The following is a 21742-nucleotide window of genomic DNA, read 5'->3' on the forward strand; positions in this document are numbered from 1 at the left end:
CCGTCCCTGCTGCTCGATGTGCTCAACACCGCCGGCATCGAGGCGGCCCGCGGCCTCACCGGCGTCGAGACCATCACCCGGTCCACCGACACCGACGATTTCCTGTTCCTGATCAACCACACGGATGCCGACCAGACCTGGCCGGCCACCGGAACCGAGTTGCTCACGGGCGGCACGGTCACCGGCACCGTGCTGGTGCCGGCCGGACTCACCCGGGTGGTGCACACCATCCGCTAGCCGCGCCCCGGCCCACGCTGGTCTCCGGCCGATCCCGAACTGGGGGTGCCGCGCGGCCAGCAGATCTTCCTGAGCCCTATTCAGCTATTGCCCTCGGGCGTTTACTGTCTGGGCCGCCCTTCCCGAAAGGGGCGGCCAAGGGGCGACAGCCATGAGGTCATCGAGACCAGCCAGAACCGCGCGCTCCACCGGCCGAGATACCCGCCCGCTGCAGGGACTCACAGTCTTCGCCGCCGCCCTCCTGGTGCTGGGGGCGTCCGTCCTGGTCGGTGTGCCCGGCGAGGCCGCAGCGCTCGGTGCCGAGCGGTTCGTGTCGAGCGCACCCGTCTCGCCAGGGCAACCTGTCTCGGCAGTAGCGGCCGTCGCGGTGTCACGGCCCGGCCCGGCAGCCGGACCGTCGTCGACCGGGTCGTCGGCCGCGCGCGCCGCGCTGCCGCCGGCACCCGAACAGGCCCGAGCGCCCTACCTCGCCGCCGTCGCCGCCTTCACGGCCCAGCGACGGGCGGAGACCCTGTCGATCGGACGCGCCACGGCGGGGCTCGACTCCGCCGGTCTCGTCCTGGCCGACAGTGCCGGGCGGGTGCTCGACGAGACGTCGCGCACCGCACTGGCCGACGGCATCCGCGCCCTCGAAGCGGTCGTCGCCCGGGCCGGCACGACCGTCGACCAGGCGAACCAGCTGGTCGACTCCCACCGTTCGAGCGGGAGCTACTTCGCGGCGTCCGCCGAGTTCGTGCAGGCCACCGACCGGCTGCGCGACAGCAGCGGAGACGCGCTGGACCTGCTCACCGACGACGTCACGGCCGCGGCCCAAACGGTGACGGATGCCGTCGCCGCGTGGCAGGCGGAGCAGGACCGGTTGGCCGCCGAGGAGGCCGCCAGGCAGGCGGCCGCCGAAGCCGCACGCCTCGCCGCTGAGGCCGCGGCCGCCGCCGCAAACGCGGCCGGACCCCGCTCGGCGAACGGCGGCTCGTCCGGTGGCACCTCGGGCAGCGCCGGGACCATACCGGCACCGGCATCCGCGACTTTCGACAAGTACGTGTGGACGAACGGGTTCCAGAGCGAGATCGACTCCTGCAACGGAGCCGTCGACGTCACCGGGAACTACGGCGTGGCCGTGATCGCCGAGCACTGGTCCTGCGGTGGATCCTGGTTCCCGGGCAGCGGCAGCGTGATCACCCTCAGCGGAGTGCGGTCGGGCACCTACCGGGTGGGCGGCGTCGCGGCCGTGCTCAATGCGAACACCCAGGGCACCCAGGACGTGCCGCGCGGCTACGACCTGCTGTACCAGACCTGCATCAACGGCTCGAATTCCACCATGTCGTTCACCGTGCTGACCCGGGTGGGCTAGTCCCTAGCTGGCGGGCAGCGCCTGGGCGAGGTCGGCGAGCAGGTCGTCGATGTCTTCGATGCCCACCGAGAGGCGCACGATGTTGGTGGCCACCTCGAGCTCGGTGCCGCGCACGGAGGCGTGGGTCATTTCCGACGGGTAGTTCACCAACGACTCGACGCCACCGAGCGATTCGGCCAGCTGGAACAGCTCCGTGGATTCGGCGAAGAGCCGTGCCGCGCTCTCGCCGCCTGTGAACGCCAGGGACAGCATGCCGCCGAAGGCGCTCATCTGCGCCTTGGCGAGATCGTGGCCGGGGTGGCTTTCCAGTCCCGGGTAGTAGACCTTCTCGATGGCCGGGTGCGTTTCGAGGTACTGGGCGATGGTGAGGGCGTTGCTGCTGTGACGCTCCATCCGCACCGCGAGGGTTTTGATGCCGCGCACGGTGAGCCAGGCGTCCAGCGGGGCCGAGACGGGTCCGGCCGCGAACTGGATGAACTTCGTCTTCTCGGCGAGTTCGTCATCGTTGATGACCAGGCCGCCGCCGAGCACATCGGAGTGACCGCCCAGGTACTTGGTGGTCGAGTGCACAACCACGTCGGCACCGAACGCGAGGGGCTGCTGCAGGGCGGGTGAGGCGAAGGTGTTGTCCACGACCACGAGAACGCCGTGCCGGTGGCCGACCTCGACCAGGCCGGCGATGTCGCTGATCTTCATCAGCGGGTTGCTCGGCGTCTCCACCCAGAGGATCTTGGTCTCGCCGGGGATGATGGCGGCTTCGACGGCGGCCAGGTCGCTCATCTCCACGGTGGTGTTGCGCACGCCCCAGGCGCCGTGCACCCGGTTGATCAGCCGGTGCGTTCCGCCGTAGACGTCGTTGCCGAGCACCACGTGGTCACCCGGCACGAGCACGGCACGCAGCAGGCTGTCTTCGGCGGCGAGGCCGCTGGCGAACGAGAGGCCGTGCTTGCCGCCCTCGAGTGCGGCGAGCATGGTCTCCAGCGACGTGCGGGTGGGGTTGCCACCGCGGCTGTACTCGTAGCCGCCACGGAGAACGCCGATGCTCTCCTGCACGTAGGTGGAGGTCTGGTAGATCGGCGGGATGACCGCGCCCGTGCTGGGGTCGAATTCCTGCCCGGCGTGGATGGCGATGGTGCTGAACTTCTGCTTGTCTGACTGGCTCATGATGGGGTCTCTTTCACAAAATTCGGGATGTTGCGGGCCTGGCGCAGCTGCGCGGGCGGGAATCAGACGCTCAGGTAGGTGAGCAGGTCGTGCCGGGTGATCACGCCGAGCGGTTTGCCGCCGTCGGTGACCAGCAGGGCGTCGTGCTCGGCGAAGGCGGCGCGCGCCGCGCCGACGGGTTCGTTCACGCCGATCAGCGGCAGGGCGTCGCCCACGATCGAGCCGACCTTGTCGGTGAGCTTGGTCTCTCCGGAGAACACCCGGCCCATCAGGCTGCGTTCGTCGAGTGCGCCGACGACCTCGCCCATCACCACGGGCGGTTTGGCCGCGAGCACGAGCAGCTGCGACACGTTCGCCGAGGTCATCGTCTCGATGGCGTCACGCACGGTGTCGTTCGGGTGCACGTAGACGAAGGCCGGCAGCGTGCCGGTCTTCGACTGCAGCAGGTCGGCGACCGTGTGGCCGGCGGGGGCGTTGGAGAAGCCGTAGCTGCGCATCCAGCCGTCGTTGAAGATCTTGCCCAGGTAGCCGCGGCCACCGTCGGGCAGCAGCACGACGACGACGGCGTCGGCGGGGAGGTCCTTCGCCGCGCGGAGCGCCGCGACGACCGCCATGCCGCTGGAGCCGCCGACCAGGATGCCCTCTTCGAGGGCGAGCCGGCGGGTCATGGCGAAAGAGTCGGCGTCGGAGACCGCGATGATCTCGTGCGGAACGGCCGGGTCGTATGCGCCCGGCCAGAAGTCCTCGCCGACACCCTCGACCAGGTAGGGCCTGCCCGTGCCGCCGGAGTAGACCGATCCTTCGGGGTCGGCGCCGATGATGCGCACGGCGTCGTTCGAGACCTCGCGCAGGTAGCGACCGGTTCCGGTGATGGTGCCGCCGGTGCCGACGCCGGCGACGAAGTGGGTGACGGTTCCGTCGGTGTCTCGCCAGATCTCCGGTCCGGTGGACTCGTAGTGGCTGAGCGGCCCGTTCGGGTTGGAGTACTGGTTGGGCTTGAAGGCGCCGGGGATCTCCCGGGCCAGCCGGTCGGAGACGCTGTAGTAGGACTCGGGGTCGTCGGGCGCCACGGATGTCGGCGTCACGACGATCTCGGCGCCGTACGCGGTGAGCACATTGCGCTTGTCCTCGCCGACCTTGTCCGGCAGGACGAAGACGCACTTGTAGCCGCGCTGCTGCGCCACCAGGGCCAGGCCCACGCCGGTGTTGCCGGAGGTGGGTTCCACGATGGTGCCGCCGGGCTTGAGGTGCCCGTCACGTTCGGCCGCGTCGATGATGCGGGTGGCGATGCGGTCCTTCGCGGACCCGCCGGGGTTCAGGTATTCGAGTTTGACGAGCACGGTGGCGGAGATGCCCGTCGTGACCTTGTGCAGCTTGACCAGGGGCGTGTTGCCGATGAGGTCGAGGATGGTGTCGGCGATTTTCATGAAGGATCCTTCGTCTGGGAGACGTGGTGCAGCGCGTGCGGGCGTGGGCGCGGCCGCGGGTGGGCGGTCCTGGAACCGAAAGTGAGGTGCGTGGGTCGGCTAGAGACAGCAGCGACAGGGACACGACGTCAGGATGATCACACCCTCACTCTAGTCCGCGGGCAGCGGCCGCGGCCAGCCTGTGAACCATCTGTGAGATCCGCAATCGAGGAAGCCCGGGCACCGGTCCATACGTTCGAATGAGTGCACAGCAAATGAAAGAGGCCCCTCGTGACCCCTGCCCCGCCCGCCGGCTCATCCGGATCGTCGTCGCCCAAGCCCGGCGTCAAGCAGCAACGGGCAGTGCAGCGTGCCCAGAAGCTCGAGCAGTACCACCGGGAGCAGAAACGGAGCGCCCGCAACCGGCGCATCGCCCTGATCAGCGGGATCACCGTGGCCGTCGCGGTCATCGGCCTGCTGATCACCTCGATCGTGCTCACCCCGCAGAGCCCCAGCTACACAGCCGGAGGCGGCAGCGGTGCCGAGATCGAGGGCGTGCAGACCTTCGAGAACACTGCGGCGCACGTGCAGACGCCGGTCAGCTACCCGCAGACCCCGCCGGCCGGCGGCGAGCACAACCCGACCTGGCTGAACTGCGGCGTCTACACCGAGGCCGTTCCTGACGAGAACGCGGTGCACGCCCAGGAACACGGCGCGCTGTGGATCACTTACGACCCGGCCATCAGCGATGAGGACCTCAGCACCCTGCGCGGGTTGCTGCCGTCGACCTACGTCATCCTGTCGCCGTTCGACGACCTGCCCTCTCCGGTGGTGCTGAGCGGCTGGAACACCCAGCTGGCCGTCGACTCCGTCGACGATGAGCGCATTCCCGAGTTCATCCAGGAGTACTGGCAAAGCAACTCGGTGCCTGAGCCCGGTGCCCCGTGCACCGGCGGTATCGATGGCCCCGGAAAGGCGTAGTCCGGGCGCCCGGCGGGCCATTTTGATCGTGGCGGCCGGCGTCGCCGCTGTCACCGTCGGCCTGGTGGGCTTCTCGGTGGGGAGACTGAGCACCATCGACAATCCCACTCCGCTGTCCACCAGCGCTGAGGCCGGTTTCGCCAGGGACATGCAGGTGCATCACCTGCAGGGAGCCGAGCTGGCCATGATCATCCGTGACCGCACCGACGCCGAGGATGTGCGCCGGCTCGGCTACGACATCGCCCTCACCCAGCAGCAGCAGGCGGGCCAGCTCTACGGCTGGCTCACCGAGTGGAACCTCTCGCAGGCCGGCCCGGAGCCGTCGATGACCTGGATGACCCGGCCCGGCCGCTCGGATGCCGGGCATGCCCACACCGACGACGCCGCGACCGGCAACGGTTCGGCCGGCGCCCACACCCCGGGCGACCCGATGCCGGGACTCGCCACCGCCGACCAGATCGCCGCCCTCACCGCCGCGAGCGGCGTCGACGCCGAGCGGCAGTTCCTCACCCTGATGATCAAACACCACCTGGGCGCCGTCGAGATGGCCGAGGCCGTTCAGGATCGCGCCAACAACAGCGCGATCCTCGGGTTCGCGAACTCGGTGATCCTCTCCCAAGAGGCCGAGATCACCCTGATGGAGTCGATGCTCGCCGACCGCGAACCGTGAGAAAAGCACCGAAAACTCGTGATTTTCGGGGCTTAGCTCACAGTTCGCGAGCCTGCTCGGGGGCTTGCTCGGCGTAGAGGGAGGCGTAGGTACCGCCGGCGGCGAGCAGCTCCTGGTGGGTGCCGGCCTCGACCACCCGGCCTGCGTCGACGACGAAGATCACGTCGGCGGTCACGATGGTTGACAAACGGTGCGCGATGGCGATGGTCGTGCGGCCGCGGGACGCGGTGTCCAGGGCCGACTGCACCACACGCTCGGAGATCGCGTCGAGCGCGCTCGTGGCCTCGTCGAGGATGAGCACCTCCGGGTCTTTCAGCAGCACCCGGGCGATCGCCACCCGCTGTTTCTCACCACCGGAGAGCCGGTAGCCCCGCTCGCCGACCACGGTGTCGTAACCGTCCGGGAACGACGCGATGGTGGTGTGGATGTTCGCGGCCCGCGCCGCGCTCTCGAGCTCGGCATCCGTGGCGTCGGGTTTGGCGTACCGGAGGTTCTCGGCGATGGTCGCGTGGAAGAGGTAGGTCTCCTGGCTGACGATGCCGATGTGGGAGACCAGCGACTCCTGCTCGAGGTCGCGCACGTCGACCCCGGAGAACAGCACCCGGCCCCCGGTCGCCTCGTAGAAACGCGGGATGAGATACGACACCGTGGTCTTGCCCGCTCCGCTGGGCCCGACGAAGGCGGCGAACGCCCCAGGCGCGATCGTGAACGAGACCGCGTCGAGGGTGGGCCGGGCGTCGGCCGGGGCATCCGGATAGGCGAACGTGACGGCGTCGAACTGCACCCGGCCGCTCACGTGGGGCACCGGGCGGGCATCGGGAGCGTCGCTGATCGCCGGGGTCAGGTCGAGATACTGGAAGATCCGGGCGAACAGGGCGCTGGAGGTCTGCAGGTCCAGGGCCACCCGCATCAGGCCGAGCAGCGGGAAGAGCAGCCGCGCCTGCACGGTGGTGAAGGCCACCACGGTGCCCGCGGTGATATCGGCGGCGCCGTTGGTGAGCAGCAGCCCGGCCACCAGGTAGACGATGGCCGGGATGCTGGAGAGGAAAATGCTGACCATGGCAAAGAACCACTGGCCGCTCATCTGCTGGCTGACCTGCAGGCGCACCTGATTGTCGTTCTCGAGCGAGTACCGGGCGATCTCGGCCTTCTGCCGGGTGAAGCTCTTGGAGAGCAGGATGCCCGACACGCTCAGGGTCTCCTGCGTGATCGCGGTCATGTCGGAGAGGGACTCCTGGGTCTTGCCCGCGATCCGGGCCCGCACCTGGCCCACCCGGCGTTGGGCGAACACCAGGATCGGCATCAGGATCACCGCGACGATGGCCAGTTGCCAGTTGAGCAGCAACATCGCCACGAACGCCGCGATCACGGTGACGGCGTTGCCGAGCACGCTGGAGACGGTGTTGGTGAGTACGCCGGCCACGCCGCCGACGTCGTTCTGCAGCCGGGACTGGATCACGCCGGTCTTGGTGCGGGTGAAGAAGCTCAGCTCCATGGCCTGCAGGTGGCTGAACAGGCGCACCCGCAGCTCGCCCATCACCGAGTTGCCCACCGTGGCGGTGAGCCAGGTCTGCCAGACGCCCAGCAGTGCGGTGGTGAGGTAGGCCGCGATCATCAGCGCCACGAGTACGGTCAACCGTTGCAGGTTGGGCCCGCCGGACGGAGGGAACAACCCGTCGTCGAACGCCCGCTGGATCAGCAGCGGCGGCAGCACCGACAGCCCGGCGGAGATCAGCACCAGGATGACCGTGACGACGAGCTTGCGCGTGTGCGGGGCGAACAGCGCCCGGATGCGGCCGAGCAGGTTGGGGATCTCGGGCGCCTCGGCGTTCTCGGCCTTCTGAGCGGCCGGATCGTCTCCGCTGACCCGGTTCCGGCGACCGCGGAACCCCTCTGGAGGACGTCCTCCCGCGCCGTGCGTTCCGCTCATGCATTCACTCTAAGACAGTGGTTTAAAGACAGCGGACCGACCCCGGAGAGTCCGGGGCCGGTCCGTCGCAGCCGGTGCCAGTGCCGGCCCGGCCACGATGGAGAACTATCCCTTGGTGGAACCGGCCAGCAGACCGCGCACGAAGTAGCGCTGCAGGCTGAAGAACACGACCAACGGCACGATCAGCGACACGAACGCGGCAGCCGTCAGACGTTGCCAGTCCTGCCCTCTGGTACCGGTGAGCTCCGCCAACCGCTGGGTGAGCGGCGCCACATCCTGGGTGCCGCCCGAGAAGATCAACGCCACCAGCAGGTCGTTCCAGACCCAGAGGAACTGGAAGATCGCGAAGGACGCCAGGGCGGGAACCGCCAGCGGCAGCACGATCCGGAAGAAGACCTGGCCGTGGCTGGCGCCATCCACCCGGGCTGCCTCGATGACCTCGCCCGGAATCTCCGAGATGAAGTTGTGCAGCAGGAAGATCGCCAGCGGCAGCGCGAAGATCGTGTGCGCGATCCAGACCGGCAGGTAGCCCTGCTCGGGGATCATCGGGATCAGGTCGTGCACCCAGGCCTGGCCGGGGCGCAGGAACTGGGTGAACATCTGCAGGAGCGGGATCAAGGCGAGCTGCAGCGGGACGATCTGCAACGCGAAGATCAGGACGAACAGGCCGCCGCTCCACTTGAACTTGATCCAGGCGAAGGCGTAGGCGGCCATCGCGGCGATCACCAGCGGGAACAGTGTGGCCGGGATCGCGATGGCCAACGAGTTCACGAAGTAGGCGCCAAGCTGCGGCGACGACTGCGACGTGCTGAACAGCACTTCCTGATAGTTCGCCAGAGTGAAACCCGGGTTCTGGAAGATCGTCCACCAACCGGTGGTGCTGATCAGGCCGGCGGGCCGGAACGAGGAGATGAACAGCCCGAAGGTGGGCAGGGTCCAGAGCACCGCGATGACCAGCGCCACGACTGTGGCAGTGCGCGAGGTGAGACGGCGCTTCACCCGGGCTGACTTGCCGACCACTTCTGCGGCGGTGTCGGCCTTGCTCGTCTTGGCACCCGGGATGGGCAGGTCGACTACGTTGTCGCTCATCGGATCTCCCTCTGCTGACGCAGGACTCGTACGTTGTAGATGACGATCGGCAGCACCAGCAGGAACAGCACGATCGCGAGCGCGGCGCCTCGGCCCTGCTCGCCGGCCCGGAAGGCCTGGGTGTACATCTCGTTGGCGATGACGCTGGTGTTGAAGTTACCGGCGGTCATGGTGCGCACGATGTCGAACACCTTGAGGGTGGCGATCGAGATGGTGGTGATGACCACGACCAGCGAACCGCGGATGCCCGGCAGGGTCACGTTGGTGAACCGCTGCCACGGGTTGGTGCCGTCCAGCTGCGCGGCCTCGATCTGCTCGGTCGGAACGCCCTTGATCGCGGCGGAGCAGATGACCATGGCGAAACCGGTCTGGATCCAGATCATCACGACGATCAGAAGGAAGGTGTTGATCGGCGAGGTCTGCAGCCACTGCACGGGTTCGCCGCCGAACCAGACCAGGATCTGGTTGAGCAGGCCGATCTGCGCGTTGTCGCCGGACTTGTAGTCGTAGACGAAGCGCCAGATGATGCCGGCGCCCACGAAGGAGATCGCCATGGGCATGAACACCAGCGCCTTGAAGTACTTCTCCCCGCGGGACTTGTCGATGAACATCGCATAGGCCAAACCGATGGTGGTGGAGAGGATCGGCACCACCACGACCCAGATCACGGTGTTGCCCAGGGTGACCAGTGCGGCCGGCTGGGTGAACATCCAGATGAAGTTCTCTGCGCCCACCCATTCGCCGGAGCTATTGCTGAAGGCCAGCAGCGAGGTGCGGAAGGCCGGATAGATGAGCCCGACGGCCAGCAGGATCAGGGCGGGAAGCAGGAAGAAGGCGAGTTGCCAGTAGTCGCGCCCACGTTTGGGCGCCTTGTCGATAAGGAATAGCACGAGCCCGATAACGAGCGAGAAGGCGGCGAGGGCCGCTACCACCTGAATTATCTTGCCGAGCAGATCTGCGGTCGTCATTGGCCGGACCCTTCTATGGTGTCGAGAGGGGGTGGTTCGAAAACTTTGGGGGGTAATGCGGGGGTGGGCCCGCCAGACGGCGGGCCCACCCCGTGGGGGTAATGCGGGAAGCTAGCTCTTCGGCCAGCTGGACTCGATGGCGTCGACGACCTTCTGGGTGTCATCGCCACTGAGCCAGTTCACGATTCCCTTCCAGAAGGAGTCGGTGCCCACGGCGCCCGGCATCAGGTCAGAGCCGTCGAAACGGAACACGGTGTTCTCGTCCTGAAGGATCTCGACACTCTGCTTCAGGATGTCGCTGGATGCGAGCGAGGCGTCGAGGCCGGTGTTGGCGCTGATGACGCCGCCCAGCTCTACGCGGTTGTTCGCCCAGGTGTCGCTGGAGAGGTAGCTGAGCACCGCGGTGATCTCGTCGCCCTCGTTGAACGCGCTGACCAGCTCGCCACCACCGGTGACGGCCTGCTCTCCGCCGGCCTCGGCCGGCGGCAGGAGGAACGCGTAGACGTCGCCGTCGGGAGCGACGGAGACCTCAGAGCCATCGGCGTTCTTCCAGAAGCCCTCGTAGAACGAGGCCTGGTGGTGCATCGCGCAGCTGTCGTCGAGAACCGGGAGGCCGGCGTCGCCGAACTCCGTGGAGATGATCGACGAGACGTCGCCGAGTCCGCCGTTGACGTACTCCGGGTTCTTCAGGATGTCGCCGACCGAGTTGAACGCGGTGACGATGGCGGGGTCGTTGAACGGGATCTCGTGCTTGACCCACTTGTCATAGGTCTCGGCACCGGCCTGGCGAAGAACGTAGTCCTCGACCCAGTCCGTTCCCGGCCAACCGGTGGCGTCACCGGATCCGACGCCCGCGCACCACGGCACGGTGCCGTCGGCGGCGATCTGGGCGGTGAGGTCCATCATCTCGTCAAGCGAGGTGGGGATCTCGTAGCCCTTGTCCTCGAACATGGCCGGCGAATACCAGACATAGCCCTTGACGCTGGCCATCAGCGGGGCGGCGTAGAAGGTGCCGTCGGTCGCAGTGCCGTAGCCCTTCCAGTCCGCGGACCACCACTTGTCCACGTTGGCCTCGACGGCTTCGGGGGCGGGCTTGAGGAATCCGGCGTCGGCGAGCTTGTTGAACAGACCCGGCTGCGGGATGATGCCGATGTCCGGCGCGGAGCCGCCCTCGGCGAGAACGGCGATCTGAGCCTCGAACTCCTTGGTGCCCGTGTAGTTCACCGTGATGCCGGTGCAGGCCTGGAAGTCGGCCCAGGACTCCACGAGCCGGTCGGCTTCGACGTCCTGGATGGTTCCGCCGATGCTCACTTCGGGGTTGCCCTCGAAGGTGCCGTAGTCGGCGTAGGCGGCGCAGTCGGTGTCTTCTGCGGTCTGGGCGGCGATGTCGCCGGTACAGCCGGTCAGGGCGAGTCCCATCACTGCGGCTGCAGCGACCGGGACAATGAGCCGGCGATGCTGTTTCACGCTCATGCAAATCCTCCTCGTTGAGTGTTGCTTGTGGCCGTTCCGCCGGGCGGTCGGGCCGAAAATGTGGTGCGGGTGCTCTGGGTACAGACAGATCTGGAAACGGTTGCATAAGGAACCGGTTCCACACCACAAAGTACGGCACGGAACGGTTCGCCACAAGCCCGTATAGATCACAGATTGACAAAGATCGCGCTCTCACCACGGCGGGGTTTCGACCGGGTCACACTTCGGCGTCGAATTTCTGGAACCGATTCCAGCCTGGTGGCCGAAGGGCTAGGGTGTGCACAGCGGTTCCAACGACGGGAGGCTGGTATGAGCGCGATCGCGGATGTCGCACGCCTCGCCGGTGTCGCCAAAGCGACGGCCTCACGCGCCCTCAGCGGCCGCGGCTACGTGTCGGACGAAACGCGCAGCAAGGTGGTCGCGGCCGCGGCCCTGATCGGCTACGTCGCCTCCCCCAACGCAGCAAGCCTGGTGACCGGGCGAACCCAGAGCGTCGGCGTGATCATTCCGTTCATCAGCCGCTGGTTCTTCTCCGAGATCCTTGAGAGCCTCGAACAGTCCCTGCTCGCCAAGGGCTACGACATGACGCTGTACAACCTCCCCGCGCACTCGGTCGAGCGGGAACGGGTCTTCGACTTCTTCCTTGCCCGCAAACGGTTCGACGGCGTCATCTCGGTCGGGGTCGAACTCAGCGACACCGAGGTGCAACTGCTGCACAGGCTGGGCCGCCCGCTGGTCGGCATCGGCGGAGAGATCCCCGGTGTGCACACCATCGCCATCGACGACATCGCGGCCGCGCGGCTGGCCACCGAACACCTGATCAGTCTCGGCCACACCGACATCCGTCACATCGGCGGCGACCAGGTGGATCAAATGGATTTCGCCGTGCACACCAAACGGCTCACCGGCTTCAACACGGCAATGCGAGCCGCCGGGCTCAACACGGACGGCTGCTTCGCCCCCTGCGCGTTCACGGTGCCCGGCGGCTACGAAGCCGGCCTGGCCCTGTTCGGCGATCCGCACCGGCGGCCGACGGCGGTGTTCGCGGCGAGCGACGAGATCGCGATCGGCCTCATCGTCGCGGCCAGGGAGCTCGGCATCCTGGTCCCCTCCGAGCTCTCGGTTATCGGCATCGACGGGCATCCCTACGCCGAGATGTTCCGGCTCACCACCATCGAACAGCACCCGCGCAATCAGGCCCGGATGGCTGTGGAGGCTCTACTGGGCGCGCTCGAGCAGCAGTCGGTCACGGTCAGCCCGGGGCTCACCAGGGCGCCGACCAACCTGGTGATGCGCTCCAGCACCAGCGCACCGCGGTGACGGCGACAGGGCAACTGTTGCCCGTGCGGAGTATCCGCATCGGTAACAGTTGGGGCAGGCCGGCTGAGACCATCGGCGGCCCGGGTTAGCCTCGAAGGGATGAATTCCGATCCAGCCGCCGCGCCTCAGGTGGTCGCCACGCTGTATGAGCCCCGGCGACCGGTCGATCTGGCGGCCACCATGGCCCCGCACCGTCGCGGCAGCGGCGACCCCACCGCACGCACCGACGCCGACGGCCTCTGGCGCACCCAGCGCACCCCGCTCGGTCCGGCGACCCTGCGGCTGCGGCAGGGATCCGACGGCGTGATCGACGCCCGCGCCTGGGGGCAGGGCGCCGAGTGGTGCATCAGCCAGGTGCCCGCCCTGCTGGGCGCCGACGACGATTGGACCGGTCTCGACCTGGGCGCCCACGCCGCCCTCGCCGAGGTGCGCCGCCGCAATCCCGGTGTCTGGCTGGGCAGCTCAGGGCTGGTCTTCGAGGCACTGATCCCCGCGATCATCGAACAGAAGGTCACCACCCTCGAGGCGCACCGGGCCTGGTACCGGCTCATCCGCCAACACGGTGAGGCCGCACCCGGCCCTGCTCCGGCGGGCATGATGGTTTCGCCGGGTCCCGAGCGCTGGCGACTGGTGCCGTCCTGGGACTGGCACCGGGCGGGCGTGGATCCGCGGCGCTCGCGCACGGCGGTGACGGTCGCGGCCGTGGCGACCTCGCTGGACCGGCCCGTCGACGCCGGTACCGCCGCGCGCCGGCTGCAGTCACTGCCCGGCGTCGGCCGCTGGACCGCCGCCGAGGTGACCCAGCGCTCGCACGGCGACCCCGACTCGGTGAGCGTGGGCGACTACCACCTCGCCGCCCAGGTGGGCTGGGCGTTGACCGGCGCTCCGGTCGACGACGACGGCATGCTCGAGCTGCTCGAGCCCTTCGCGGGGCACCGCCAACGCGTGGTGCGCCTCATCTTGGGCAGCGGCTACCGGGCGCCCCGGCGTGGCCCGCGGATGACCATCCAGGATCACCGCCTGCACTGACGGTCGCAGTGAGGAGACACCCGCAGCGGAGGACACCTCCGCGGTGAGAGCAGTCTCGCAGCGTGGGAAAGTGCTGGCGGCGCGGGACAGTCCTCGCGGCGAGGAGGGGAGCTCGCCGCGCAGGAGAAGCGTCGCGGCGCAGGAAGAGCGGCCGCGCAACCTGCGCCACGAGCGCTACCGACTGAGGCGCAGCGGCGGGCGGTCAGCTGTCGCCGGCGCCGATGGCCTCGGCCTCTTCGAGGGAGCTCTCGACGCCGCCGTCGGCACTGGCCAGGTGGTGGCGACCCAGCACTATCACCAGCAGAGCAACCAGAACGGATGCGCCGGCGGCGTAGAACGGTGTCGCCGAGCTGAACTGGGCGGCCAGCAGCGTCGCCGCCGGCGGAGCGACGGCCCCACCGAGGAACCGCACCCCGGAATAGGCCGACGACGCGACGCTGCGGGGCAGGTCGGTGGCCTCCATCACGCTCTCGGTGAGCACGGTGTTCAGCACGCCGAGCAGCAGCCCGCCCACGATCACACACAGCACCAGGCCCCCGGCCGAGCCGATCAGGAGGCCGGCCGCGGCCAGGTCAAGGGCGAGCAGGGGCAGCACGAGCCAGAGCACCCGGCTACGGCGCATCCGTCGGGTGAGCAGCGGAGCAACCCAGACCGAGGTGATCGCGAGCGAGAGCCCCCAGCCGAAAAAGACCAGGCCGAGGCTGACGGCGCTGCCGAGGCCCAGCGGCACCAGCGCGAACGGCGTGTAGGCCAGCAGCACGAAGAAGCCGATGTTGTAGAACAGGGCGGCGCCGGCGAGGATGCCCAGGCCCGGACGGGCGAGCGCCCGGAACGGGGCGGACAGGCGGGTGGGCACGGGGCTCGGGCCCTCGGTCTTGAGGAGCACGACGATGGCGATGAAGCCGACGGCCATGAGGGTGGCGCTGCCGAAGAACGGTCCGCGCCAACTGATGCTGCCGAGCAACCCGCCCAGCAGCGGACCGATCGCGATGCCCAGGCCCAGCGCGGCCTCGTAGAGGATGATCGCCGACGAGGTACCGCCGGCCGCGGCGCCCACAATGGTGGCCAGCGCGGTCGAGATGAACAGGGCATTGCCCAGGCCCCAGCCGGCGCGGAAGCCGATGATCGACTCGACGTCCTGCGAGAGGCCGGCCGCGAGGGCGAACACCACGATGAGGGCCAGGCCGATCAGCAGGGTGCGCTTGGCGCCGATGCGGCTGGACAGCCAGCTGGTGAAGAACATGGCGATGCCGGTGATGAGCAGATAGCTCGTGAAGAGCATTTCGGTCTCGGTGGGGGTCGCGGCGAGGTCGGCGGCGATGGCCGGCAGGATCGGGTCGACGAGCCCGATGCCCATGAAGGCGATGACGCAGGCGAACGCCACGGCCCAGACTGCCTTGGGCTGGTGCAGGATGCTGGCGGCCGGGGCGGTGGCAGCGGGCGACCCAGCAGGCGCGGAAGACAAGGCGGAGGAGGACGGGGCCGAAGAGGAGCGGCGGCTCATCGGTCGGTCACCGTGGTCGCCGCGGCCGGACGGTGCGGCGCAGCCATCCGTTCGGTGGCCTCGACGCGCTCGCGCAGAATGGCGACCGCGCGTTCGAGGGTCTCGACGTCGGCGGCAGGCAGGTCGGCGAAGTAGGGCAGCAGAGCGGCGGCCAGCTCGGTGCGCCAGGCCACGAGGGCGGCCTCCCCCGCCGGGGTGCTGGCGATGAGGCTCACCCGGGCGTCCGCGGCGTCGCTGGTGCGCTCGATCCAGCCGCGGGCGACGAGGCTGCCGACGAGCTTGGTGGCGGTGGGCTGCGAGACGCGGCTGAGGTCGGCCAGTTCGCCCAGGCGGATCGGACCGGTCGAGAGCAGCACGCTGAGGGTGCGCCACAGGGCGGGCGACTCGGTGCCGCGCGCGGCGCGAGCGGCCACACGGGTCAGCCGGTGGTTGACGGAGACCAGGTCCCCGAGGATGTCGTGTAGATCAGAAGCCATCCCCATATCATATACATAGCCAAGCTATACATCCACCCCACCCTCCCCGCGAACTGTGAGCTAAGCCCCGAAAACTCGCGTTATTAGGGGCTTATCTCACAGTTCGCGGAAGGAAGGGAGGGGGGTACGGAAACGGGCGCCGCATCCGTGTGGATGCGACGCCCGTTTCGCGAGTGTGCGGCTAAGCCGTTACACCTTAAGTAACAACCCCTTGCGGGGCGTGATTACTTGAGGGTGACGGTTGCGCCAGCGGCCTCGAGGGAAGCCTTTGCCTTCTCGGCAGCTTCCTTCGCAACGCCCTCGAGGACGGCCTTCGGCGCGCCATCGACAACAGCCTTGGCTTCGCCGAGGCCCAGGCTGGTGAGCTCGCGCACAACCTTGATGACCTGGATCTTCTTGTCGCCAACGGCGTCGAGGATGACGTCGAACGCGCTCTGCTCTTCGACCTCTTCGGCAGCGGCGGCGGGGCCAGCGGCTCCGGCGACGGCGACGGGGGCAGCGGCGGTGACCTCGAAGGTCTCCTCGAATGCCTTGACGAACTCGGAGAGCTCGATGAGGGTGAGGCCCTTGAACTGCTCGAGCAGCTCTTCAGTGGAAAGCTTTGCCATGATTTTTCTCCTATTAGTTTCTAAAGTTACTCACCGCGGAACAGGCAGATGCCTAGTTCGCGGACTCCTGCTTTTCACGCAGCGCGTCGATGGTGCGAACAGCCTTCGACAGCGGTGCGTTGAACAGATATGCGGCTCCGAACAGCGAGGCCTTGAAGGCGCCGGCAAGCTTGCCGAGCAGAACTTCACGGGACTCGAGGTCGGCGAGCTTGCCTACCTCTGCGGCGGTCAGGGGGTTACCGTCGAAGTAACCACCCTTGACAACCAGGAGAGGGTTTGCCTTGGTAAAGGCACGCAGGGTCTTCGCGACGGCGACAGGGTCACCGTGTACGAAAGCGATAGCGGACGGACCAACGAGCTCCTCGTCGAAAGACGTGATGCCGGCGTTGTTGGCCGCGATCTTGGTGAGCGTGTTCTTTACCACGGCGTACGTGGCGTCCTCACTGATGGACGTGCGCAGCTCCTTGAGCTTCGCAACAGTGAGTCCGCGGTACTCGGTGAGCAGAACGGCGGTCGAGCTCTGGAATTTCTCCTGCAGCTCGGCGACCGTTGCTTCCTTGTTCGCCATGGCGCTCCTCTAAATATTCATGTGCCGGTAGCCCGGGGCGCAGACATGAAAAAAGCCCCAGCGCAAGCGCCGGAGCTGAGGCCAGTTGGACTGGCTAACTTCGAACACCTGCGCGGGCCGTTCACGTGAATGAACCTTCGATCGCTTTTCCATTTCTGGGCAGCGACAACCGGCGGTCTTTGGCTGTTCCCCACCCTACGGGACTCCCCCGGCGGAGCGCAAATCGAGCATCAGACACCCGAATCTGTAAAAGTAGTTGACAGAAGTCCACTATCTATTTATAGTTGACATCTGTCAATTATTCAGCTGGAGATTCATGTCACGCCGTTCCCGCACCACCACCACCCCGAACCGGGCCATCTCGGCCGACGGTTCCATGTCCAAGCGCCAGGTGCTCGAGGCACTGTCCGGCCTACTGCTGGGCATGTTCGTCTCGATCCTGGCCGGCACCGTGGTCAGCACTTCGCTGCCGATCATCATCTCCGACCTGCACGGTGACCAGTCCGCCTACACCTGGGTGATCACCGCGACACTGCTGGCCACCACGGTGTCCACTCCCATCTGGGGCAAGTTCGCCGACCTGTTCAACCGCAAGCTGCTCATCCAGCTGGCCCTGGCCACCTTCGTGATCGGCTCGGCCCTGGCCGGCTTCTCGCAGGACACCGGCACCCTCATCGGCTTCCGCGTGCTGCAGGGCCTCGGCGCCGGCGGCCTCGCTGCGCTCAGCCAGATCATCATGGCCGACATCATCAGCCCCCGTGACCGTGGCCGCTACGCCGGACTGTTCGGCGGCGTCATGGCCCTCGGCACCGTCGGCGGCCCGCTGCTCGGCGGCGTCGTGACGGATGCGTTCGGCTGGCGCTGGAACTTCTTCATCGCCCTGCCCATCGCCATCGTCGCCATCGTGCTGCTGCAGCGCACCCTGCACCTGCCACCACGGGTGAAGCGAGTGGTGAAGATCGACTACCTCGGCGCCGCGCTCATCGCCGGCGGCGTCTCGCTGCTGATGATCTGGGTCACCCTGGCCGGCAACGACTTCGAGTGGGCATCCGTCACCTCGTTCATCATGGTCGCCGCCGCGGCGCTGCTGCTCATCGCCGCCGTGATCGTGGAGTTCAAGGTCGCCGAGCCGATCATCCCGCTCACCCTGTTCAAGAACCGCACCTTCACCCTCGCCACCGTCGCCAGCATCTCGGTCGGCGTGTCCATGTTCGGCACCTCGGTCTTCCTCAGCCAGTACATGCAGTTGGCCCGCGGCGCCACACCCACCCAGTCCGGCCTGCTGACCATCCCGATGATGGGCGGCCTGCTCATCTCGTCCACCCTGTTCGGCACGCTGATCAGCCGCACCGGCAAGTGGAAGTCGATCATGGTCTCCGGCTCGGTCCTCGTTGTCGCCGGCCTGCTGCTGCTGGGCACCCTGCAGTACGACACCAACCTGATCCTGGTGGGCATCTTCATGTTCGTCCTCGGCGCGGGCCTGGGCATGGTCATGCAGAACCTGGTCCTGGTGGTGCAGAACTCCATCGAGGTGAAGAACCTCGGTGTGGCCACCAGCGCCGTCACGTTCTTCCGCAGCCTCGGCGGCACCGTGGGCGTCTCGGTGCTCGGCTCGGTCCTCGGCACCGTCGTCGCCCAGCACATCAAGGACGGCATCACCACGCTCGCCCCGGCCGACCAGGCCGTTGCCGTGCAGACCCTGGGCTCGGGCGTCATCCCCCACGTCAGCGACCTGCCGGCCGCCATCCGCGTGGTCGTCGAGTCTGCCTACGGCTCCGGCGTCGGCACGGTGTTCCTGCTCGGTGTGCCCCTGGCCGTGATCACCCTGGTGATGGTGGCGCTGATGCCCAACGCGTCACTGGGCACTCAGACCGCGGTCGCCCTGACCAAGGCCGAGGCGGCGAAGAACGCGAAGAACTCCCCCGAGAACCTCGAGGATGAGGACCTGCGCGAACTCGAGGACGCCGAAGACATCCTGATCGAAGTCGGCGCCGCAACCGCCGGCCTCACCCCGGTGGGCCTGGCCCACCCGACCGGCTCGATCCGCGTGCAGCAGGCTGCCGACGGCCGGTCCGGAAACCCGGGCACGGGTCGCTAGGGTGATGGTCATGACCGAGAACGGTGACCTCCCCCCGGCCGCCGCGCCCGGCGACCCGGCCCAGCCCTCGGGCAGCGATCCCGACAGCGCCGAGGCGCTGGCCGAGGTCGAGGAGCAGATGATGCAGCTCGCTGCCTATGTGCGGGGCGCGATGCGCGACACCGCCCTGCGCATCGATCCGGCACTCCAGCCGTTCGGCCTCAAGATCCTGCGAATGCTGCGCCGCTGCGGCCCCACCCACGCCAGCGCAGTGGCCGAGGCTCTCGAGGTGGACCGCAGCGTGATCAGCCGCCAGGCCCGGTTGCTCGAGGATCTCGGTCTGCTCGAACTCGCCGCGGACCCGGCCGACGGGCGCGCCAAGTACCTCGCGGCAACCCCGCTGGCGATCGAGAAGATGGCGGCCGTGCCCGGTGGCGACAAGAGCCTCCTGCACGGCCGGCTGGCCGGCTGGCCCGAAGCCGACCTGCACAACTTCGCCCTGATGCTCAAACGGCTGAACTCGCCGGACGGCGCCGCGTAACCCGCGCAGGCGACCAGCAGGCCGCGCCCCTCAGGCCAGCGGCAGGACCACCCTGAAGCTGGTGCGCCCCGGCCGGCTGTCCACGGTGACCTCGCCGTGGTGCGCCAGCACAACGGCCTGCACGATCGCCAGGCCCAGGCCGGTGCTGCCCCCTGTGCCGCGGAACCTGGAACTGTCGCCGCGGGCGAACCTCTCGAACAGGGTCGCCCGCAGGTTCTCCGGGATGCCGGGGCCGTCGTCGGACACCGTCACCACGGCGTGCTCCCCCTCGACGCCCAACGCCACGTCCACCCGGGTGCCGGGGTCGGTGTGCACCCTCGCGTTGGCGAGCAGGTTCGCGAAGACCTGGTGCAGCCGCGGGCCGTCGCCGGCGGCCAGCACGGGCTCTTCGGGCAGGTCGAGGTCCCAGGTGTGGTCACCGCCGGCCGCATGGGCGTCGCTGACCACGTCGACGAGCAGCCTGGTCAGGTCCACGGGCTCCCGCTCGAGTTCCCGGCCCTCGTCCAGTCTGGCTAGTAGCAGCAGGTCCTCGACGAGGCCGGTCATCCGCACAGACTCCGACTCGATGCGACCCAGGGCATGGATGGCATCTGGCGGCAGTTCCTGGCCGCTTCGGCGGGTGAGCTCGGAGTAGCCGCGGATCGACGCGAGCGGGGTGCGCAACTCATGGCTGGCATCCGCCACGAACTGGCGCACCTTGTTCTCGCTGGCCTGCCGGGTCTCCAGGGCGACGTCGACGTGGTCGAGCATGCGGTTGAGCGCTGAGCCCACCCGGCCGACCTCGGTGCGGGGGTCGGTGTCCGCCGCCGGAACGCGGTCGACCAGCAGCACTTCGCCGCGGTCAAGCGGCAGCTCGGAGACCCGGGTGGCGGTAGCGGTGACCCGCTGCAGCGGCCGCAGGGCCAGGCGCACGATGGCGGTGGCGAGGAAGGCCACCAGCACAATGCCAACCAAGGACACAACCGCGATGATCAGGGCGAGCTGGGTGGCCGTTCCGGTGACGCTGGCGACGGGCAGGCCGATCAGGTAGAGGGTGCCGGAGCGTGCCGTTTCGGCCAGGACCCGGTATTCGCCGACGTCGCCGCCGAGATTCACGCTGAACGGCACGGCGGTGCCACCGTTTTGCACGGCGGTGTCGAGTTCGGTGACGAGCTGGGTGACCTGCTCGCTGCTCAGCGCCACAACGGCACCGGTGTCGTCGGTGTACCCAGCCGTGACGGTGCTGCCGTCATACACCAGCGCGAGGGTGCCGGGCGGTTGGGAGGGTCCGTTCAGCACATCGTTGGCCGTTGCCGCGGGGAGCGTGAAATCGCCGCTCGGCCGGCGGTCGAAGAACACGGTCGAACGTTCGGCGGCACCCTTCACCTGCTGGTCGAGGCCGTCCATCAGGCTGGCGCTGAGGATGGCCACACTCACCACACCGATGACCAGGCTCACCAGGGCGAGCAGCCCCACCACCGCCACGACCAGGCGGCGGCGAAGCGTCCAGGGCGCGCGTCCGGTGCGGGTCGCGATGATCGGGGGGTTCACCGCGGCTGGCCTCCCGACCATCAGGCGATCTTCAGCATGTATCCGGCACCGCGCACCGTGTGGATCATCGGCTCGCGCCCGGCATCCACCTTCTTGCGCAGGTAGGAGATGTAGATCTCCACGACCGAGGACTTGCCGCCGAAGTCGTAGCTCCAGACCCGGTCCAGGATCTGGGCCTTGCTGAGCACCCTGCGCGGGTTGCGCATCAGGAAGCGCAGCAGTTCGAACTCGGTGGCGGTCAGTTCGATCTGTTCGCCGGCGCGGAACACCTCGTAGCTGTCCTCGTCGAGGGTGAGGTCGCCCACGGTGATCCGGGGGTCGTTGGAGTCCGAGACGGCCATGGTGGAGCGGCGGATGAGTCCGCGCAGTCTCGCGACGACCTCCTCCAGGCTGAACGGTTTGGTGACGTAGTCGTCACCGCCGGCGGTGAGGCCCGCGATGCGGTCGTCGAGGGAGTCCTTGGCGGTGAGGAAGAGCACCGGCGTCTCGTAGCCATCCGCCCGAACCCGCTGGAGCACCTGCAGGCCATCGATGTCGGGCAGCATGATGTCGAGCACGATGGCGTCCGGCCGGAACTCGCGCGCCAGGGTGATGGCCGCCCGGCCCTCGCCGGCCGTGCGGACCTCCCAGCCCTCGTAACGGAGGGCCATCGAGAGCAGATCGGTCAGGGTGGGCTCGTCATCGACGACGAGGACCCGGATCGGGGATCCGTCGGCCTTGCGAAGGCGGGGTCCGTGGGCCGGCTGCTCGGTGGTTCGTGTGCTCATGAATCGAAGTATCCCTGCCTTTTCTATGAACGGGCTATGTGCCGGCCAGGGGC

Annotated in this window: 20 protein-coding genes; 8 read left to right on the top strand and 12 right to left on the bottom strand. The window is 68.1% G+C overall.

Annotated elements, in window-relative coordinates; translation table 11 throughout:
* The first annotated feature begins 18 nt into the window (after positions 1-18).
* Both E3T61_RS17845 and E3T61_RS17850 read left to right on the top strand, forming a co-directional pair.
* On the top strand, positions 19-237 hold the full coding sequence (locus E3T61_RS17845; protein WP_166793298.1) for a Beta-galactosidase C-terminal domain: 219 nt from the start codon (positions 19-21) through the stop codon (positions 235-237).
* 151 nt (positions 238-388) lie between these two features.
* Entirely contained in the window at positions 389-1588 is a 1200-nt protein-coding gene (locus E3T61_RS17850; protein ID WP_134642207.1) for a hypothetical protein, read from the top strand.
* A gap of 3 nt (positions 1589-1591) precedes the next feature.
* Here the strand turns inward: E3T61_RS17850 and E3T61_RS17855 are convergent, their stop codons facing one another.
* Positions 1592-2752 (bottom strand): cystathionine gamma-synthase, encoded by a 1161-nt coding sequence (locus tag E3T61_RS17855; RefSeq protein WP_134642208.1) that lies wholly within the window; start codon positions 2750-2752, stop codon positions 1592-1594.
* A gap of 62 nt (positions 2753-2814) precedes the next feature.
* The gene (locus tag E3T61_RS17860; RefSeq protein ID WP_134642209.1) at positions 2815-4179 is read right to left on the bottom strand and encodes a cystathionine beta-synthase; all 1365 of its coding nucleotides are present in this window, start codon (positions 4177-4179) and stop codon (positions 2815-2817) included.
* 270 nt (positions 4180-4449) lie between these two features.
* On the opposite strand from E3T61_RS17860, the gene E3T61_RS17865 reads away from it, so the two are divergent.
* Together E3T61_RS17865 and E3T61_RS17870 are read left to right on the top strand one after the other, a co-directional pair.
* Positions 4450-5139 carry a DUF3105 domain-containing protein gene (locus E3T61_RS17865; RefSeq protein WP_134642210.1) on the top strand — a complete coding sequence of 230 codons (690 nt, stop codon included), beginning with the start codon at positions 4450-4452 and terminating at the stop codon, positions 5137-5139.
* Positions 5140-5167: 28 nt separating this feature from the next.
* Positions 5168-5809: a DUF305 domain-containing protein gene (locus E3T61_RS17870; protein WP_166793299.1), complete on the top strand. Its 642-nt coding sequence runs from the start codon at positions 5168-5170 to the stop codon at positions 5807-5809.
* A gap of 37 nt (positions 5810-5846) precedes the next feature.
* On the opposite strand, the gene E3T61_RS17875 is transcribed toward E3T61_RS17870, so the two are convergent.
* The 4 genes from E3T61_RS17875 to E3T61_RS17890 all read right to left on the bottom strand — a co-directional run bounded on the left by E3T61_RS17875 (position 5847) and on the right by E3T61_RS17890 (position 11269).
* Positions 5847-7739, bottom strand: coding sequence for an ABC transporter ATP-binding protein (locus E3T61_RS17875; protein WP_134642212.1), 1893 nt, complete (start codon positions 7737-7739; stop codon positions 5847-5849).
* A gap of 105 nt (positions 7740-7844) precedes the next feature.
* Positions 7845-8828 carry a carbohydrate ABC transporter permease gene (locus E3T61_RS17880; protein WP_241992661.1) on the bottom strand — a complete coding sequence of 328 codons (984 nt, stop codon included), beginning with the start codon at positions 8826-8828 and terminating at the stop codon, positions 7845-7847.
* The gene (locus E3T61_RS17885; protein ID WP_134642213.1) at positions 8825-9796 is read right to left on the bottom strand and encodes a carbohydrate ABC transporter permease; all 972 of its coding nucleotides are present in this window, start codon (positions 9794-9796) and stop codon (positions 8825-8827) included. The genes E3T61_RS17880 and E3T61_RS17885 overlap by 4 nt, the downstream gene beginning before the upstream one ends.
* A gap of 111 nt (positions 9797-9907) precedes the next feature.
* The gene (locus E3T61_RS17890) at positions 9908-11269 is read right to left on the bottom strand and encodes an ABC transporter substrate-binding protein (protein WP_134642214.1); all 1362 of its coding nucleotides are present in this window, start codon (positions 11267-11269) and stop codon (positions 9908-9910) included.
* Between the two features lie 309 nt (positions 11270-11578).
* On the opposite strand from E3T61_RS17890, the gene E3T61_RS17895 reads away from it, so the two are divergent.
* Both E3T61_RS17895 and E3T61_RS17900 read left to right on the top strand, forming a co-directional pair.
* Positions 11579-12589 (top strand): LacI family DNA-binding transcriptional regulator, encoded by a 1011-nt coding sequence (locus E3T61_RS17895; protein WP_134642215.1) that lies wholly within the window; start codon positions 11579-11581, stop codon positions 12587-12589.
* 99 nt (positions 12590-12688) lie between these two features.
* Entirely contained in the window at positions 12689-13618 is a 930-nt protein-coding gene (locus E3T61_RS17900) for a DNA-3-methyladenine glycosylase family protein (RefSeq protein WP_134642216.1), read from the top strand.
* 202 nt (positions 13619-13820) lie between these two features.
* Here E3T61_RS17900 and E3T61_RS17905 read toward each other — a convergent pair whose 3' ends face one another.
* From E3T61_RS17905 to rplJ, 4 genes are all read right to left on the bottom strand, one after another.
* Positions 13821-15122 (bottom strand): MFS transporter, encoded by a 1302-nt coding sequence (locus tag E3T61_RS17905; protein ID WP_134642217.1) that lies wholly within the window; start codon positions 15120-15122, stop codon positions 13821-13823.
* A complete protein-coding gene (locus tag E3T61_RS17910; RefSeq protein ID WP_174777044.1) occupies positions 15119-15598 on the bottom strand; it encodes a MarR family winged helix-turn-helix transcriptional regulator in 480 nt (159 codons plus the stop codon). Before E3T61_RS17910 ends, E3T61_RS17905 begins: the two co-directional genes overlap by 4 nt.
* Before the next feature lie 224 nt (positions 15599-15822).
* A complete protein-coding gene (gene rplL / locus E3T61_RS17915; RefSeq protein ID WP_066592329.1) occupies positions 15823-16206 on the bottom strand; it encodes a 50S ribosomal protein L7/L12 in 384 nt (127 codons plus the stop codon).
* A gap of 52 nt (positions 16207-16258) precedes the next feature.
* Positions 16259-16774, bottom strand: a complete 516-nt coding sequence (gene rplJ / locus E3T61_RS17920) for a 50S ribosomal protein L10 (protein WP_130177228.1) — start codon at positions 16772-16774, stop codon at positions 16259-16261.
* 316 nt (positions 16775-17090) lie between these two features.
* On the opposite strand from rplJ, the gene E3T61_RS17925 reads away from it, so the two are divergent.
* Both E3T61_RS17925 and E3T61_RS17930 read left to right on the top strand, forming a co-directional pair.
* Positions 17091-18872, top strand: a complete 1782-nt coding sequence (locus E3T61_RS17925; protein WP_134642219.1) for an MDR family MFS transporter — start codon at positions 17091-17093, stop codon at positions 18870-18872.
* A gap of 10 nt (positions 18873-18882) precedes the next feature.
* The gene (locus tag E3T61_RS17930) at positions 18883-19392 is read left to right on the top strand and encodes a MarR family winged helix-turn-helix transcriptional regulator (RefSeq protein ID WP_166793300.1); all 510 of its coding nucleotides are present in this window, start codon (positions 18883-18885) and stop codon (positions 19390-19392) included.
* 30 nt (positions 19393-19422) lie between these two features.
* Here the strand turns inward: E3T61_RS17930 and E3T61_RS17935 are convergent, their stop codons facing one another.
* A complete protein-coding gene (locus E3T61_RS17935) occupies positions 19423-20943 on the bottom strand; it encodes a sensor histidine kinase (RefSeq protein ID WP_134642221.1) in 1521 nt (506 codons plus the stop codon).
* Positions 20943-21689, bottom strand: a complete 747-nt coding sequence (locus E3T61_RS17940; RefSeq protein WP_130177232.1) for a response regulator transcription factor — start codon at positions 21687-21689, stop codon at positions 20943-20945. The genes E3T61_RS17935 and E3T61_RS17940 overlap by 1 nt, the downstream gene beginning before the upstream one ends.
* Between the last annotated feature and the right edge of the window lie 53 nt (positions 21690-21742).

The organism is Cryobacterium lactosi (genome assembly GCF_004403945.1).
In the GTDB taxonomy this organism is placed as follows: Bacteria; Actinomycetota; Actinomycetes; order Actinomycetales; family Microbacteriaceae; genus Cryobacterium; species Cryobacterium lactosi.

Coding starts and splice junctions, on each gene's coding strand:
- E3T61_RS17890 (WP_134642214.1), bottom strand. CDS start 11,269: ATGAGCGTGAAACAGCATCGCCGGCTCATTGTCCCGGTCGCTGCAGCC.
- E3T61_RS17930 (WP_166793300.1), top strand. CDS start 18,883: ATGACCGAGAACGGTGACCTCCCCCCGGCCGCCGCGCCCGGCGACCCG.
- E3T61_RS17895 (WP_134642215.1), top strand. CDS start 11,579: ATGAGCGCGATCGCGGATGTCGCACGCCTCGCCGGTGTCGCCAAAGCG.
- E3T61_RS17875 (WP_134642212.1), bottom strand. CDS start 7,739: ATGAGCGGAACGCACGGCGCGGGAGGACGTCCTCCAGAGGGGTTCCGC.
- E3T61_RS17935 (WP_134642221.1), bottom strand. CDS start 20,943: ATGGTCGGGAGGCCAGCCGCGGTGAACCCCCCGATCATCGCGACCCGC.
- E3T61_RS17910 (WP_174777044.1), bottom strand. CDS start 15,598: ATGGCTTCTGATCTACACGACATCCTCGGGGACCTGGTCTCCGTCAAC.
- E3T61_RS17900 (WP_134642216.1), top strand. CDS start 12,689: ATGAATTCCGATCCAGCCGCCGCGCCTCAGGTGGTCGCCACGCTGTAT.
- rplJ (WP_130177228.1), bottom strand. CDS start 16,774: ATGGCGAACAAGGAAGCAACGGTCGCCGAGCTGCAGGAGAAATTCCAG.
- E3T61_RS17860 (WP_134642209.1), bottom strand. CDS start 4,179: ATGAAAATCGCCGACACCATCCTCGACCTCATCGGCAACACGCCCCTG.
- rplL (WP_066592329.1), bottom strand. CDS start 16,206: ATGGCAAAGCTTTCCACTGAAGAGCTGCTCGAGCAGTTCAAGGGCCTC.
- E3T61_RS17880 (WP_241992661.1), bottom strand. CDS start 8,828: ATGAGCGACAACGTAGTCGACCTGCCCATCCCGGGTGCCAAGACGAGC.
- E3T61_RS17855 (WP_134642208.1), bottom strand. CDS start 2,752: ATGAGCCAGTCAGACAAGCAGAAGTTCAGCACCATCGCCATCCACGCC.
- E3T61_RS17925 (WP_134642219.1), top strand. CDS start 17,091: ATGTCACGCCGTTCCCGCACCACCACCACCCCGAACCGGGCCATCTCG.
- E3T61_RS17885 (WP_134642213.1), bottom strand. CDS start 9,796: ATGACGACCGCAGATCTGCTCGGCAAGATAATTCAGGTGGTAGCGGCC.
- E3T61_RS17905 (WP_134642217.1), bottom strand. CDS start 15,122: ATGAGCCGCCGCTCCTCTTCGGCCCCGTCCTCCTCCGCCTTGTCTTCC.
- E3T61_RS17940 (WP_130177232.1), bottom strand. CDS start 21,689: ATGAGCACACGAACCACCGAGCAGCCGGCCCACGGACCCCGCCTTCGC.
- E3T61_RS17850 (WP_134642207.1), top strand. CDS start 389: ATGAGGTCATCGAGACCAGCCAGAACCGCGCGCTCCACCGGCCGAGAT.